The sequence below is a fragment of the Candidatus Magnetobacterium casense genome (assembly GCF_019173545.1).
Taxonomy (GTDB): domain Bacteria; phylum Nitrospirota; class Thermodesulfovibrionia; order Thermodesulfovibrionales; family Magnetobacteriaceae; genus Magnetobacterium; species Magnetobacterium cryptolimnobacter.
In genome coordinates this window covers 1-14,770 of record NZ_JABXWD010000041.1, presented here as the reverse complement: position 1 = coordinate 14,770, position 14,770 = coordinate 1, and the positions used below count along the sequence as shown (strand labels likewise).

The 14,770-nt window shown below is 50.8% G+C and carries 15 protein-coding genes; 11 read left to right on the top strand and 4 right to left on the bottom strand.

What is annotated here, in order from left to right:
* Positions 1 to 245 precede the first annotated feature (245 nt).
* From HWQ67_RS03865 to HWQ67_RS03825, 9 genes are all read left to right on the top strand, one after another.
* Complete coding sequence (locus HWQ67_RS03865) at positions 246 to 1,697, top strand: NADH-quinone oxidoreductase subunit C (protein ID WP_218251325.1); 1,452 nt, start codon at positions 246 to 248, stop codon at positions 1,695 to 1,697.
* A gap of 388 nt (positions 1,698 to 2,085) precedes the next feature.
* The gene (locus HWQ67_RS03860) at positions 2,086 to 2,655 is read left to right on the top strand and encodes a DUF4384 domain-containing protein (RefSeq protein WP_218251324.1); all 570 of its coding nucleotides are present in this window, start codon (positions 2,086 to 2,088) and stop codon (positions 2,653 to 2,655) included.
* A gap of 333 nt (positions 2,656 to 2,988) precedes the next feature.
* Positions 2,989 to 3,318, top strand: coding sequence for a thioredoxin (gene trxA / locus HWQ67_RS03855; protein ID WP_040335927.1), 330 nt, complete (start codon positions 2,989 to 2,991; stop codon positions 3,316 to 3,318).
* An 8-nt stretch (positions 3,319 to 3,326) separates the two neighbouring features.
* Positions 3,327 to 4,649: a signal recognition particle protein gene (ffh, locus tag HWQ67_RS03850; RefSeq protein WP_218251323.1), complete on the top strand. Its 1,323-nt coding sequence runs from the start codon at positions 3,327 to 3,329 to the stop codon at positions 4,647 to 4,649.
* 90 nt (positions 4,650 to 4,739) lie between these two features.
* Complete coding sequence (rpsP, locus tag HWQ67_RS03845) at positions 4,740 to 4,994, top strand: 30S ribosomal protein S16 (protein WP_218251326.1); 255 nt, start codon at positions 4,740 to 4,742, stop codon at positions 4,992 to 4,994.
* Positions 4,995 to 5,011: 17 nt separating this feature from the next.
* Positions 5,012 to 5,245: a KH domain-containing protein gene (locus HWQ67_RS03840; RefSeq protein ID WP_218251322.1), complete on the top strand. Its 234-nt coding sequence runs from the start codon at positions 5,012 to 5,014 to the stop codon at positions 5,243 to 5,245.
* Positions 5,246 to 5,442: 197 nt separating this feature from the next.
* A complete protein-coding gene (gene trmD / locus HWQ67_RS03835) occupies positions 5,443 to 6,189 on the top strand; it encodes a tRNA (guanosine(37)-N1)-methyltransferase TrmD (RefSeq protein WP_218251321.1) in 747 nt (248 codons plus the stop codon).
* Positions 6,176 to 6,553 (top strand): 50S ribosomal protein L19, encoded by a 378-nt coding sequence (gene rplS / locus HWQ67_RS03830; RefSeq protein ID WP_218251320.1) that lies wholly within the window; start codon positions 6,176 to 6,178, stop codon positions 6,551 to 6,553. The genes trmD and rplS overlap by 14 nt, the downstream gene beginning before the upstream one ends.
* Entirely contained in the window at positions 6,550 to 7,146 is a 597-nt protein-coding gene (locus HWQ67_RS03825) for a ribonuclease HII (RefSeq protein ID WP_218251319.1), read from the top strand. The genes rplS and HWQ67_RS03825 overlap by 4 nt, the downstream gene beginning before the upstream one ends.
* Before the next feature lie 20 nt (positions 7,147 to 7,166).
* Here the strand turns inward: HWQ67_RS03825 and HWQ67_RS03820 are convergent, their stop codons facing one another.
* The 4 genes from HWQ67_RS03820 to HWQ67_RS03805 all read right to left on the bottom strand — a co-directional run bounded on the left by HWQ67_RS03820 (position 7,167) and on the right by HWQ67_RS03805 (position 12,175).
* Positions 7,167 to 10,040, bottom strand: coding sequence for a CHASE domain-containing protein (locus HWQ67_RS03820; RefSeq protein WP_218251318.1), 2,874 nt, complete (start codon positions 10,038 to 10,040; stop codon positions 7,167 to 7,169).
* 122 nt (positions 10,041 to 10,162) lie between these two features.
* Positions 10,163 to 10,759: a hypothetical protein gene (locus HWQ67_RS03815; protein WP_218251317.1), complete on the bottom strand. Its 597-nt coding sequence runs from the start codon at positions 10,757 to 10,759 to the stop codon at positions 10,163 to 10,165.
* 11 nt (positions 10,760 to 10,770) lie between these two features.
* Positions 10,771 to 11,187 carry an Hpt domain-containing protein gene (locus tag HWQ67_RS03810; protein WP_218251316.1) on the bottom strand — a complete coding sequence of 139 codons (417 nt, stop codon included), beginning with the start codon at positions 11,185 to 11,187 and terminating at the stop codon, positions 10,771 to 10,773.
* Between the two features lie 25 nt (positions 11,188 to 11,212).
* Positions 11,213 to 12,175, bottom strand: a complete 963-nt coding sequence (locus HWQ67_RS03805) for a chemotaxis protein (RefSeq protein ID WP_218251315.1) — start codon at positions 12,173 to 12,175, stop codon at positions 11,213 to 11,215.
* Between the two features lie 157 nt (positions 12,176 to 12,332).
* Between HWQ67_RS03805 and HWQ67_RS03800 the strand changes: the two genes are divergently transcribed.
* Together HWQ67_RS03800 and HWQ67_RS03795 are read left to right on the top strand one after the other, a co-directional pair.
* A complete protein-coding gene (locus tag HWQ67_RS03800) occupies positions 12,333 to 13,991 on the top strand; it encodes a response regulator (protein WP_218251314.1) in 1,659 nt (552 codons plus the stop codon).
* The gene (locus HWQ67_RS03795) at positions 13,988 to 14,605 is read left to right on the top strand and encodes a DUF3786 domain-containing protein (protein ID WP_218251313.1); all 618 of its coding nucleotides are present in this window, start codon (positions 13,988 to 13,990) and stop codon (positions 14,603 to 14,605) included. The genes HWQ67_RS03800 and HWQ67_RS03795 overlap by 4 nt, the downstream gene beginning before the upstream one ends.
* The last annotated feature ends 165 nt before the right edge of the window (positions 14,606 to 14,770 follow it).

The following is a 14,770-nucleotide window of genomic DNA, read 5'->3' as shown; positions in this document are numbered from 1 at the left end:
TATACTTTAAGGCAAGAAAGAAAGGGGCGGCTCCGCCCCCCTTCAGAACCCCCCGCAAGGGGACCAGTCCCCTTGACCCCATTTTACCATGCTTTTTTAAGAGGATACCGCAAAACTATATCATAAAGTATGGTAAAATACATGCGTCGTTATCGTAACATAAAGGGAGTATTTTTTTATGGACACTAAAATGTTGGATATTTGCTCAAATTATAGTGCAGCCTCCTTGCTTGGAGGGTTTTAGAGTGGCACAGTGGTTGCGTCTCAAGAACGCCCAGGCGGTGCCAACGTCAGGCATCCCTACCGTGCATATGGCCGAACTGGCGGAGACGATGGCGCAGCTCATTGGCAGTGGCCACAGGGTCGTACAGTTCTGCGGCAGGCGCGAGGAAAAGGACAACTCCGTTATGGTAACGGCAGTCCTTGCCGATGATGCGGCGGCCAGACTCCTCATCTGTCAGGCCAATCCACGGGCGTCCTACAGCTACGACGCCATCAGCACGAGGGTACCGGGCATGAGCCTGTTTGAACGAGAACTCTGGGAGCAGACCGGCATCGTCCCCAACGGACATCCGGACCTCAGACCGCTGCGCATCCGCCCTACTGTTACGGATGTCTCCTGCGATGTGGACATTGGCCCCGTGCATGGCAGCGCTACGGAGCCACACCGCTTGAGGTTTCAGTGTCACGGACAGGAGGTCTACCACGTTGACCTTGATTTTGGTTATCAACACAGGGGTGTGGAGGCGCTCTTTAAGCAGGGCAGGGTTATGAACAAGGCACATCTGGCCGAGTCCGTTGTGGGTGACAGCGCCGTTGCCCATGCGTGGGCATACGCAATGGCGATGGAGTCCTTAAGCGGCACGCATATCTCCATGAGGGCGGAGATCATCAGGGCGATTGCGCTTGAGTTGCAGCGTATAGCGATGCACCTGTCGTCGTTGGCGGGCATTTCGGCCTCGATTGGATTCTCCCCCGGTGTCGCAAACTACGACAGATTGCGCTCGGAGGTCTTTGACATCCTGCTGATGCTCTGTGGTAATCGTCACGGACGGGGCCTGATACGTCCCGGAGGTGTCCTCTTTGACGTTGACGAGACACTCAGAGAGCACATCATGGCTAGTATGGAGCGGCTGCATCGCGACACGGAGGCGATCAACGCCTATCTCCTGGACAGTCCCGGAGTGTTGTCACACCTGCAGGGCAGTGCGGCCATTGGCACCGAGCTTGCTTGGAAGGCCGGCATCGTGGGTGTTGCGGCCAAGGCTTCGGGATTGCCCATTGACTGTCGGGCAGACCAGCCATTTGGCATCTACCGCAAGGACAAAGTTGTAGCAAGGCTCCTGACCCAATGCGACACCTATGCCAGGGTCAAGGTCAGGGCACTGGAGATAGACGACTCCATAGCGTTGGTCAGGAAGTGGCTCAGTTATGGCTTTATGGTTGGGGATGTCATGGCCGCAGAAGCACTGCCGGCTGCCGACCGCATAGTAGTGTCGATGGTTGAGGGATGGCGTGGGGCAGTTTGCCACATGGTCACGACTACCTCAAACAGCGAAGTGGAGCACTACAAGGTAGTGGATACCTCGTTTTACAACTGGGGTGCGGTAGCATTAGCAATGAGGGGGACAAGTGTCACGGACTTTCCGTTATGCACCAGGGGATTTGACCTGTCCCCTTGCGGGGTAGACCTGTAGGGGTGGGGGGGCATACGCAAGATGGGGGTCAAGGGGACTGGTCCCCTTGCAGGGGAGGTCTGAGGAGGGGGCGGAGCCGCCCTCCTTCTTTCTTTTACCATGCAATATAAAGAGGATACGTTAAAATGCGATAGCCCTGCCGGTAAGGCGATCCCGCTTGACAACATTTATGCGTTGGTGTTAGGGTATTATTGATTAGCATTATCAGGGTGCCGGAGTACAATACCATAAAGAACTCCGGGCACGATGGCGGAGGCTTCGTCTTTAGCCTCACGTCAACGACAGGATTGGTTACGAAATAGTAGCATCACTTGGTAATGCAGATGTTGCCTGATTCGGTTAAGTCTTTTTGCAGTGTTATGATACCATAAAAACGGAGGAAACGAACATGTTCACTATATTGAGTACGTCAAACAGGTTGAGTAGGTTCTTGGTTGTAATCCTTATAGCGGGGGCGGCTATTGCTGCTTCCTGCACGACGGTGTATGTGAGTCCAAGGACGCAGTACGTGACCGTTGGCCCTAACTGGTCATCGCTTTACAATCTGCCACCTGGCAGGTGGGGCAACGTCAACGTCTCCGGTCTGAGGGCGGTATACCTGCTCGGCGACAATATCGGCTTTTATGTAACGTCCAATACCACGGGTCGGGTGTGGATAATCACCGTGGGCCACGACGACAAACCTACACTCGTCTTTCCAAATCAGGAAAGCCCCGACAGTAACATTAGGGCCGGTGTCCCTTTTGCCATCCCGCCGTTTGGATACCCCTGGCGGCTAACTGCCAGAGAACCCGTAGGAAACAGCCTCCTCTTTGTCCTCGTCACCGATGCATCAGCCACCGAGGGCGGCATAGAAGACATCATAGACGCCGACAGCAGCCAAAGGGCCAAGGTCATCAGAGACACCCTGCCCTGGTGGGGTAGTGCTAAAGAAGTCATCGAAATCAGATATCGTTAGTTGAGGTTACAACCATGCGCACTGCAATGAGAAACACCGTTGCCTGACTTGCTCAACGGCCAAAAGGACTGCCCTGAGGCAACAATCCAGATCGTTACGATGAAGTAATCGTGGCAGATGGACACGGATTTTTTTATCCGAAATTAGTCTTGCTAATCAGTCGGATTTTTTTGTACCCTTTTCTTTGCCATTATGTTACAATGAACCTTTGTGCCCGAACATAAAGTGCAATTGCAGCCCGCCAGAATGGCCGGCAAAAGGGTAGGCAGATTTGACAAAAGAGTTAATTTGCAAATATAATCATTAGTAATCGAAATATTGATTGGAGGTAATATGGCAGAAGGCGTAGTGAATGCAACGTCGCAGACGTGGGAGGCAGAGGTTTTACAGGCGGAAGGCTTGGTGTTGGTTGATTTTTGGGCAGTGTGGTGTGGTCCCTGCAGGATGGTAGCGCCAATTGTCGAGGATCTGGCCAAAGAGTATACAGGACGGATGAAGGTCGTAAAGTTAAACACGGACGAAAATCCAGACGTTGCCAGTAAGTACAAAATAATGGGTATCCCAACGCTGATGTTTTTCAAGGGCGGTGACAAGGTAGACCAGCTTGTCGGTGCGGTACCCAAACACCAGTTGAAGGACAAGATCGAAGGCCTGCTAGGATAAGAGGGTTTATGTTTAACTCCTTAAGCGAGAAGCTTGACTCGGTAATAAAGAAGTTAAAAGGCAAGGGGGTTCTCAATAGTCAGGATATAGATGTTGCGATGAAAGAAATCCGCCTTGCCCTCCTGGAGGCTGATGTCAACTTCAAGGTAGTCAAGGGGTTCATAGAGCGTGTAAGAGACAAGGCCGTAGGCAATGAGGTGCTTGAGAGCCTGACCCCTGGTCAGCAGGTGGTGAAGATAGTGCATGAACAGTTGTGCGTGCTGCTTGGGTCGGACAACGAAAAGATACACCTCTCTCCCAATCCGCCCACCATATTGATGATGATCGGCCTTCATGGCTGCGGTAAAACCACAACGGCCGCCAAACTCGCCAGACACTACAGGACCCAGGGTAGGCGGCCTATGCTGGTAGCGGCAGACCTGCAAAGACCTGCGGCCATAGACCAGTTGATCACCCTCGGAAAACAGATAGACGTACCGGTGTTCTTTTCCAAGGAAGAAAAAAACCCCGTAGTCGTATGCAACAACGCCCTGTCTGAGGCCAGACGTGAGGCACGCGACCTTGTGATCCTCGATACCGCAGGCCGCCTGCATATCGACGATGCCCTCATGATCGAACTGAAAAACATCAAAGACTCCACAACCCCCAAAGAAACCCTCTTTGTAGCCGATGCAATGACCGGGCAGGATGCCGTCAACATAGCAAAGGCCTTTAGCGAAAAGATCGGCATAGACGGAATAATCCTCACCAAAATGGACGGCGATGCCAGGGGTGGCGCCTCACTTTCGATTCGTGAGGTGACCGGTAAACCGATAAAGTTTATTGGTATGGGCGAAAAAATAGACATGCTCGAACCGTTTTATCCCCAGCGAGTGGCGTCGAGGATACTCGGCATGGGCGATGTCCTGAGCTTCATCGAAAAGGCACAGCAGTCCTTTGACGAACGCGAGGCCGAATCGCTTAAAAACAAAATCCTCGGCGACGGCTTCACGCTCGATGACCTCAAGGAACAGCTCCGAAAGATCCGCTCCATGGGGCCTATTGAAAACCTGCTGTCGATGATCCCTGGCATAAACAAACAAATGAAGGGCATAAATGTCGATGAAAAACAGTTCGTAAAGATAGAGGCCATTATCAATTCTATGACAAAAAAGGAGCGAACCAATCCGCAGATACTCAACGGTAGCCGAAAGATCAGAATCGCCACCGGCAGCGGCACCGATGTCGCAGAGGTAAACAGACTCCTGAAACAGTACAAGGACATGAAAAAGATGATGAAGATGTTTAAGGGTAAAAAGGGCCTGAGATTGCCTAATATCCTGCCCTTTTAACGGACGCTTTGTTAATCTTTTGTTTAGCATATTTACTTTGATTGCCTGGATATATTAAACTATCTTATAGGAACGTATTTGGAGGTATCTATATTGGTAAAGATTAGACTGACACGGATGGGAGCACACAAAAGACCTTTCTACAGGGTGGTTGTGACCGATTCAAGAACAAGACGAGATGGACGCTTTCTCGATATAGTAGGGACCTATAATCCACTGAAGGAACCCTCGGAAATCAAGATCGATATTGAAAAGTGCAAGAGCTGGCTTGGCAATGGCGCTCAGCCTACTGATACTGTCAGGAAACTATTACAAAAGGCTGGCTTACAACTGCAGACAGCCTAATTCATTTGGAGGTGGTCATGATGAAAGACTTAGTTGAGGTTATGGCAAAGGCCTTGGTCGATAGACCGGAAGAGGTAGTGGTGAAGGAAATCGATGGAGAAAAGACGACCGTTTTCGAATTAAGGGTGGCTGCAAGTGATTTGGGTAAGGTCATTGGAAAACAAGGAAAAACAGCCAGGGCTATGAGAACCATACTCTCTGCCGCAGGTACAAAAATAGGTAAACGTTCCGTGTTAGAGATTCTTGAATAGAAAATAGCATCATAGAGATAAACAATGCTAAACTAAAGGGATACGGGTAGCATGGGTGTCACGGGTGGCGCAACGGGTGGCACAGAATTAAAAAGTGCGTATGCCGTCCCCTTTAGCAGTCTTTTTTTTTAAGTAGTATCTTTGGCCGTGTTTTGGGCCGTTTTTTTTTTGGACTGAAGTAAACGGGATTTATGGCAATGAAAATAGAGGTACTGACCATATTTCCGGATATGATCTTATCGTACATGACACAGGGCATGATGGCCAGGGCTATACAGAAGGGTTTGGTGGATTTGAGCGTGACCAATATCAGGGACTTTGCAAGTGACAAGGCCCGCACGGTGGATGACTACCCCTATGGTGGTGGCCCGGGGATGGTCATGAAGATTGCGCCCGTCTTTGACGCCCTGCAGTATCTGCACGCTGAGGGCACAGACAGACATGTCATCCTCACAACGCCACAAGGCAAGGTGTTTGACCAAACCAGGGCACAGCAACTGGTAACACACTCAACCCCCCTGACCTTTATCTGTGGCAGATACGAGGGCATTGACGAAAGGGTACTCGAACTGGTCAACGAAGAGATATCTATTGGCGATTATGTCCTTACCGGTGGAGAGTTACCGGCGTTGGTGATCATAGATGCGATAGTGCGACTCATACCGGGGGTGTTGGGTGATAGCCGGTCTGGGATGGAGGATTCCTTTTCGTCGGGCTATCTCGATTGTCCGCACTACACACGCCCGGAGGACTTTCACGGCAGATGTGTCCCCCCTGTGCTGCTATCGGGCAATCACAAGGAAATTAACCGGTGGCGTAAAAAACAAGCCATCAAAAAAACCCTCAAGAACAAACCATATCTGCTCAACATGGATATGCTGACACAAGAGGAACACAGACTTTTGACAGAAATCAAGGAGGAAATAGAAAATGAACCTGGTTAAGGCATACGAGGAGCGTTTTAAGAAAACGATCCCTGAGTTTCACATCGGAGATACCCTGAGAATAAGCGTGAGGGTTGTTGAGGGCGACAAGGAGCGCATCCAGCCCTATGAAGGTTTCGTCATTGCCCGCAAGAGCGGAGGCATCCGCGAAACCGTCACGGTCAGAAAGATATCGTTCGGTGTTGGGGTTGAGAGGATATTCCCGCTGCACTCGCCGATCATCAAGGAGATACAACTGATCAAGCGCGGAGACGTCAGAAAGGCAAAACTCTACTACATACGCCACAAGAAGGGTAAAGATGCAAAGATCAAGGAAAAGGCACGGGAGATAAAACACCCGGTTGCGACCAAACCGGCAAATTGAGGGAACTCTTTGACCACGACAGAGAGTACCATGACAGCGGTTGTGTAGCGGGGCTTGATGAGGCCGGCAGGGGACCTCTGGCAGGCCCTGTCGTTGCCGCAGCGGTAGTGTTTGAGGCGGGGAGCTACATAGAGGGCGTCAATGACTCCAAAAAGCTCTCTGAGGGACGACGGAAGGCGTTGTTCTTTGAGATCGTCTGCTGCGCCAGGGACATCGGCATCGGTATCGTGGATGCCACCGATATCGATAGACTCAACATCCTCAATGCCACAAAAATGGCCATGAAAAAAGCCGTCCTGCAGTTAAACCATCCCCCCGATATCCTGCTCATTGATGCCCTACGGTTGCCCGATATTGACATCAGACAGGTTGCTATCATCAAGGGAGATTCAAAGAGCGCCTCCATTGCGGCTGCCTCCATAGTGGCAAAGGTGCTGAGGGATTCGTTTATGCTGGCATATCATCAGCAGTATCCGCAGTACGGCTTCAACTCCCACAAAGGATATGGCACCAAACACCACATGGATATGATCCGCACACACGGCCCCTGTCCCATACACAGACGCTCTTTTGCACCGCTGAATTCCCTCTGAAAAGAAGGAAAACGGTTCCTTTACTCCTTCCGATACTGTGCGATTGCATCCATCAGGACGGCCTTTTTAATGGGCTTTGTCAGATGACCGTTGCATCCGGCGTTGAGGCTCTTTTGCACGTGTTCGTTGAGCGCATGGGCGGTGAGGGCGAGTATGGGGGTTGCCGCAACTGCATTGTCCCTTTCCCACTGCCTGATCTCCGCCACAGCCGTGTAGCCGTCTTTTAGCGGCATTTCCATGTCCATCAGGACGATGTCGTAGCCGCTGCCACCGGTGAACTTGTCAACGGCCTCCTGGCCATTTGGGACTATCTCTATGACATGCGGCGCCTTCTTGAAATACGAACGCATCAACACCTGATTGTCCTCGTTGTCCTCTGCGATCAGGATGCGCAACGACCTCTCTGCCTTACCAATTGGCGGAACACCCCCACCAGCCCCGGCATCCGATGGCGTCTCCGTTAGCTTGCACTCCTTGCCAAAGACCTCCAACTGCACCGTAAAATAAAATCGACTCCCAACTCCCTCCTTGCTGTCAAACCACATCCGCCCACGCATGTTTTCAACGATGGTCTTTGATATCACAAGTCCCAGCCCCGTGCCTCCATACTTGCGGGAGGTGGATGAATCGGCCTGCGAAAACCGTTGAAACATCACCCCCTGCTTATCCTGGGCAATGCCCACACCCGTGTCCCTCACGCAGCATTGAAGCTCGATGAAACCGTCCTCTTCCTTGTTAATATCCACCGTGACACCAATCTCCCCGGCGTCGGTAAACTTGATGGCGTTGCTTAACAGATTAAACATCACCTGCTGCAAACGCAACGGGTCACCCCACAGTTGCATCGGTATGGCAGGGACAATGACCAGTGACAGATTAATCCCCTTCTGCTGTGCCTTGACCCTCATCAGGTCGGCAGTTTTTGAGAACGTATCAAAAATGTTAAAGCACACCCGTTCGAGTTTAAGCTGCCCCGCCTCCATCTTTGAAAAATCAAGGATATCGTTTATTATGCCCAGGAGGTTTTCCCCGGCATTTCGCAACAGTTGCACGGACTTATTCTGCTCCTGTGTAAGCCCGGTTTCGCTCAGGACATCAGTCATACCGATGATGGCATTTAACGGGGTACGTATCTCATGACTCATGGCGGCAAGAAAGTCGCCCTTGGCCTTTGTGGCGCTTTTGGCCTCCTCCATGGCACTCCTCAGGGCTACTTCGGTTGCCATCTTTTCCGTGATCTCTTTCTGCAGGGCCGCATTTGCCTGCGACAACTCCGTGGTCTTATCATGAACAAGCCTCTCCACCCTTTCACCACGACTTGCCAGCATAAACAGAAACACCTCCAGTAAGCCGATAAACAACAGGCTACCCACCAGGATCAACCACGATTGAGACGTCATGTGTCTCTTTAAATACTCTGCCGACGGATAAAAGACTATACTCCATGCCCTGCCTGCCACGCGTATCTTCGTCCTGTGTTCAATGCCGCCATGATGTTTGTCCTCTGAACCTCCGCCTTCGGGGTCGCGTACGTGCATGAGCCTTTCCGACTCCATGGCCGCATCGTCGTATGCGGCGAAATATATCCCCTCTATACCAAGCCCCTCTATCTCTTTTTCTATAGCATCCCCAATGCGAAACACCCCCGATATAAACCCCTTGATGTTTGCCCTTCTGAGCGCAATGTTGTCGTTAAGCTGTCCTGTGCTATAGACGGGCGCAAATATTATCATTCCAAACTGTTTGCCCTTTTCCTGCACCAGGGTAATGCGTCCGGTGGCCTGGGGTTGTCCTGAATCCCGTGCCCTTACAAGCGCCTCCTTACGCGAAGGGTTGGAGGCAAGGTCAAAGCCCATTGCTGCCTCGTTACCCTTATAAGGCTCCAGGAAATATACGGGGATGTACTCTTGCCGATCGGAGGCTGTTACCAGTTTTCCCTGAGCATCCCGCTGCGTTATCCGGAAATCACCGTAGCCATCTGCCCTTGCCGCCTCCTCAATGATAGTCCTCTCTGCCCCGGATACCCTTGGATTCCACGACAATGCCTGTATTGCACGATGCTTTGAGAGTATCCCCCTGACGAATGTCTTGAATTCATGTCTTTCAACTTTATCTGAGGCTTCATAAAGACCCTTTACCGACTCAAGGGTGTCTATATAGTTTTGAAAGCTCTCATTTATAGAGTTGCTCATAACCCCAACCTTGCCTGCGAACTCAATCCTTACACGGGCCTCCTCCAGTCTACGGACATACACAAATAAAACAACTACGGCAACAAAGAGGGTAAAAATTGGCGCCACTACGGTATTTCTCTTTCTCCGCCACAACTCAGCCGGTCTGCCCATCAATATCAGCGCCAGTGGCGTTACCACAATGACACCTATCGTATCGCCCAACCACCATGTAAACAGTGAAAACATATAGCCCGACGACTTTATTGCACCCACAACAAGCATGGCCGTAGAGCCGGTGCCTGCGTTTATTATACAACTCAAAGGGCCGCCGATAAGCAGGAGTTTTAGCAAATCCTGTTCCCTCTCAAAGGTTCCCTGGCGTCCGACAAAGCATTGTATCAGATATGTTGCCGCCACTGTCTGGAGTACCGCCCCGGTGGCAATTATCCCCGGCAGCGCCACAGAGGCCCCCGGCGTATTAAGCGATATATAAGCGTTGAGTAAAAACGACCCCAACCATATCCCAGGCCACACACGGTAAGAATACAACAGCATAAAGGCCAACGCCACACCCGAGGGCGGCCATATCGGCGTTGCATACCCCGGCGGTATAGCAAGAAACAACGCAAGCCGCCCACTGATAAAATAAAGAACGACAAGGAGAATAATCGAGCGAAGGGTTCCAACCCCCTTGCTACCTTTATGTTCAATTATGTTCAATGCCGTCATTCATCATATCAGGTAGGTCCTTATATAAATATTCTAATGTTATATAGGGTTAAGTCTTAGGGGGGCAAGGGGATAGGTTCCTTTTATGGTAGTGGTGCCCCATCCCCTTCTTTCTAATCGCCCATGATATCGTCTTGCGAAAATCTGTCAAGGATGGCCTGCAACACCGGCGATTGACCGCCATTCGTGTCGCCGCTCAATACCGCCAGTGTTATGTCCTGTGCCATCTTGCCTATGTCGATATCCTGTGCACCCTCCAGGGCTCCTACGTCTATTACATGATAGTGGTATTGCAGGTTTGGCTCATTGATGCCTACGGGCATGTCAAACTTTTCCTTGCCGTAATATACCAGATATTGTTTGATATCAACCTCTGTACCATACTTGCCAATTGCCTCCACTATGTTATAAAACATCCACCTGGCCATCTTCTCAACATTGGTGCCGTGAAACTGCACCAGAAGGATATTGATTACATCCTTGTTATTTGGTATCACCAGGTCTACGTCAGAGGGCCTGTGATTTTCTACGTTGGTTGGTGGCCCTAACTTGAGTATCTCTATATCCTTTAGCTCATGACCGGTCAGGTGCTTCATCATTATCTCAGAACTCTGTACCAGCTCTATGAGAGTGTCTCTTATTTCTTTGTCACCAAATTTGTCGCCAAATTTGTCACCAAGTTTGCCGCCTTTTCCGCCTTTGCCTGCCATGTTGCCTCCTTTTATGGCTTATGTAGTTGCCCCATAAGCATGTTGAGTCTCTCAACAATTGAGACTACGCCTGCCGGGGATATGTTTGACGTTTTACTGCCCCTGACGTCCCTTAACAGGTCCCGGATGCCATCTATTCCGCTCAGAAGTACGGTAACGGCATCCTCATCGGGTATGTGTCTGTGTTGCCTGAAAAACTGCAACACGTTCTCCATACTGTGTGAGATGGCTTCTATGTGTTTGAGGTTGAGCAGATTGGCGCCGGCCTTTATGGAATGAGCACAACGAAAGATTCCGTGCAAAAGCGCCTCATGCTCCTGTCCCCTACTCCTGTGGATATCCAGGAGGGTATCTTCTATTTCATCCAGACGCTCGGACGTTTCTTCGATATAGGTGGCTATTACCTCATCATCTTCTTCAAATGCCATCAGGACACCTCTGCTTGTCGGTTATTTATGTGTCGGTTGTTTCTATGAGCCGTATGGCCATCTCTGCCATCTTGTTGAGGTCGGGCTTTGAGACCTGGTAGTCGGCCTTGACGGACTCTCCCTTGTGACGCAGCTCATCGGTTATGATGGAGGAGTACAGGATGACCGGAAGGCGCTTGAGTCTGGGGTCCTCCTTGATGTTCCTGGTAAGCGTAAAGCCGTCCAACTGTGGCATCTCTATGTCGGATATCACGATATTTACGAATTCGCTGATGTCCCTGCCTTCATCGGAGGCCTTTTGTGCGATCTGCTTGAGGTAGACCAGCGCCTCCTCACCGTTGTTGACTATGTGGGTGGAGAAGTTGGCTATTTGGAGGTTCTTTTTGAGCATCAGGCGGATGGTTGGTGAGTCGTCTGCTATGAGGGCGATGTAGTTTTTTTGTGCCCTGACGCTGGTCTGCCACATCTCCTCGGTGGACTCCGGGTTGAGGTCTGAGATAATATGTTCGAGGTCCAGGAGCTGAATGAAGTGGTCGTCCTTTATCACCATTCCGACAATAGAGCTGGAACCGATCCTGTTTATAAACTCATTGGGCGGGATGACGTCTTTCCAGACAACCCTGTGAATCTCCGTGACCCCGGAGACCAGAAAACCCTGCACCGATTGACTGAACTCCGTGATTATGACGATTTCGTTGTCGGTCCTTACCCGCTCTATGCCAAGCCATTCGCTGAGGTCTATCACGGGCACTATAAGATTGCGCAGGGGGATAGTGCCAAGAAAACACGGGTTTTGGGAATAGTCCTTTTGTTCAAGGTTGGGGCTTTCAATTACCTGCATCACCTTGGCAACATTCATACCAAAATAGACGGCCTGCGTGGTGGTGTCAACCGAGGACTGCTCATATATATAAAACTCGAGTATTTCAAACTCATTTGTCCCTGTCTCAAGGAGTATCTGAGACTTAATCTGTTCTATTATATCCATAGCGTGCCCTCTGCCCCCTTTTTTTTGCTTTTGTTTATTTATCCTTTTTATAGAATATACTAAACTATTATGACCAATAATATCAACATGCAAAAAATCAGGCAAACCTTGTATAATAATTAATGAGTGATAGCAGTTGCTATAGAAAGATGCCCTTATGGATAACGATCTGATGGATGACAAGCTTATGGATAATAAGCTGCTGGATAACGAGCTGAGGACGCTGACCGTCCTGTACGTGGAGGACGAGGCCGGTATCAGGGAAAACATCGGTGAGGCCATCAATCGTCGTGTGGGGTGCCTGCATCAGGCCGAAAACGGTCAGGAGGGGCTGGAGCTATACATAAAACACAAGCCGGACATCGTTATTACCGATATCAAGATGCCCCTGCTCAACGGTCTGGAGATGGCCAGGGAGATAAAAAAACTCAATCCCAAGGCACAGATAATAATCACCACGGCCTTCAGCGAGCGGGAGTTGTTCCTCGATGCAATAAACATAGGGGTCAACCAGTACGTTCTCAAGCCAATCAACCGGGATAACCTCCTGGCGGCCATCTACCGGTGCATGGAGGTGGTCGGGATAGAGCGTAAGTTCAGGGAGAGTCAGGAGCTGTTCAGAAAGCTGTCGGAGGGGTGTGCTTTTGGCGTGGCGTTGCACACGGAGAGGTTCATATACGTCAATCCGGCGCTGGAGAAGATAACGGGCTATACGGGGGCGGAGCTTATAGGGTTATCCCTGTGGGATATCGTGCATCCCAATTGGCGGGATACGGTTAAAGAACAGGTGTTTTGGCGCCTGAAGGGCGAAAAGTTGCTGCACGAAGACCAGGAGATGAAAATACTGACAAAGTGGTCGGATGAACGCTGGATACGCCTGATTGCCGATACGGTGGAGTACATGAGCACCTTTTCTGCCCTGATAAGCGTCATAGACGTCACGGCCGAGCGGACATACGAGCGGGAAATCCGCGAACTCAACAGAACCCTCGAGGGCAGGGTGTATGACGAAATCAGAAAACGCCAACAGCACGAGCAGTTTCTCATCCAGCAATCCAAGATGGCCTCGATGGGTGAGATGATCGGCGTGATCGCACATCAGTGGCGTCAACCGCTAAACAACCTCAACCTCATCATCCAGGACGTACAGGTTGCATATGAGTCAAAGGAGCTGGACGGGGCATACCTGGCAACCTCTGTAGAGGACTCAACGAAACAGATCGACTTCATGGCAAAGGCGATAGACACCTTCAGGGACTTCCTCAGACCATCAAAGAAGAAAGAATTCTTTGACGTAAAGACAGCCATTACCGATACGTTGTCGCTCTTTGACGCCATGCTCAGGTGTGTTAATATCTCCGCAAGTGTAAACTGTGACATTGAGGCCACTGGTGCGCTCAATGTGCTGGGCTATCCAAACGAGTTCAAGCAGGTGGTCTTCAACATCCTCAACAATGCCAAGGACGCTATAGTTGACAGACGCCAGAAGACCCCTTCCCTAAGGAAAATGAAAGGGGCTATTTCCATAAATATATCCGTGAATGTCTCCTCCGGCATCAAGCGGGTCATCATAGGGATATCTGACAACGGCGGAGGCATAGATGACACCATCATAGGCAAGGTCTTTGACCCCTACTTCACGACCAAGGACACCCATAAAGGCACCGGAATTGGCATGTACATGTCCAAGACCATCGTCGAAAACAACATGAACGGTAAGCTGGACGTTGAAAATACGCCGGATGGTGCGTTGTTTGCCATAGAGCTGCGCTGTGAGCCACCCTCGGCAGACATCGATAAGGGGACAGAGCAGTGACTCTTCCTCCTGGTGAAAACAGCAGGTGGGACAAACTCGTAACCCTTCCGCCACCGGAGGTGTGTCAACGTGCGTCGGTGGAGTACGACGACGTTGCGGGGGCATATGTCGTCAGGTCTTTTGGGTTGTCGTACCGGTTCACGCCGCAGCAGAGGCAGATAACGCCACCAGTGTTGGAGCCCCCCCAACAGGAGATGCTGTTGACCCGATTTGGGTACTTCTACCGCCTGGCATCGTTGTGGTATCTTACCGATGCACGGGATATACCGCCGTCAAATCACCTGGTGCCACCGGAGGGGTTGAAGGATGGCGAAATGTTTTTCAAGGGCGGTCACACCTTACCGCTCAATAAGTTAGCGGCACGCTTTGGAACTGACAGGGACGGCTTTTTACAGAGAGGCAGGGAGCTGGGCGGTGAAGAGGTGTCCTTTGGGGATGTCGCCATCAGGCTGTTTCCGTATCCGCGTGTACCCGTGGTGTTGATCCTGTGGCTTGAGGACGAGGAGTTTCCGGCACGGGTCAACCTGCTGTTTGACTCCACGTGTGAGTTTCACCTGCCGCTGGATATGAACTGGAACGTTGCCATGATGTGTGCGCTGCTGATGTCGGTCTGAGGGGGCACGGAGCTGTCCCCTTCTTTCTTCTTTCGTATATAATTAATTATAGGCAGGTATACTGATCGGATTCGAGTTTTTTCGGGTATCAAAATTGCCTGCATACAAGAAAGAAAGGGGCGGCTCCGCCCCCCTTCAGAACCCCCTGCAAGGGGACCAGTCCCC

Bases quoted from the DNA above. Each gene is read 5' to 3' on its own strand.
- HWQ67_RS03860 (WP_218251324.1), top strand. From the start codon at position 2,086: ATGTTCACTATATTGAGTACGTCAAACAGGTTGAGTAGGTTCTTGGTT.
- trxA (WP_040335927.1), top strand. From the start codon at position 2,989: ATGGCAGAAGGCGTAGTGAATGCAACGTCGCAGACGTGGGAGGCAGAG.
- ffh (WP_218251323.1), top strand. From the start codon at position 3,327: ATGTTTAACTCCTTAAGCGAGAAGCTTGACTCGGTAATAAAGAAGTTA.
- HWQ67_RS03840 (WP_218251322.1), top strand. From the start codon at position 5,012: ATGATGAAAGACTTAGTTGAGGTTATGGCAAAGGCCTTGGTCGATAGA.
- trmD (WP_218251321.1), top strand. From the start codon at position 5,443: ATGAAAATAGAGGTACTGACCATATTTCCGGATATGATCTTATCGTAC.
- rplS (WP_218251320.1), top strand. From the start codon at position 6,176: ATGAACCTGGTTAAGGCATACGAGGAGCGTTTTAAGAAAACGATCCCT.
- HWQ67_RS03815 (WP_218251317.1), bottom strand. From the start codon at position 10,759: ATGGCAGGCAAAGGCGGAAAAGGCGGCAAACTTGGTGACAAATTTGGC.
- HWQ67_RS03810 (WP_218251316.1), bottom strand. From the start codon at position 11,187: ATGGCATTTGAAGAAGATGATGAGGTAATAGCCACCTATATCGAAGAA.
- HWQ67_RS03805 (WP_218251315.1), bottom strand. From the start codon at position 12,175: ATGGATATAATAGAACAGATTAAGTCTCAGATACTCCTTGAGACAGGG.
- HWQ67_RS03800 (WP_218251314.1), top strand. From the start codon at position 12,333: ATGGATAACGATCTGATGGATGACAAGCTTATGGATAATAAGCTGCTG.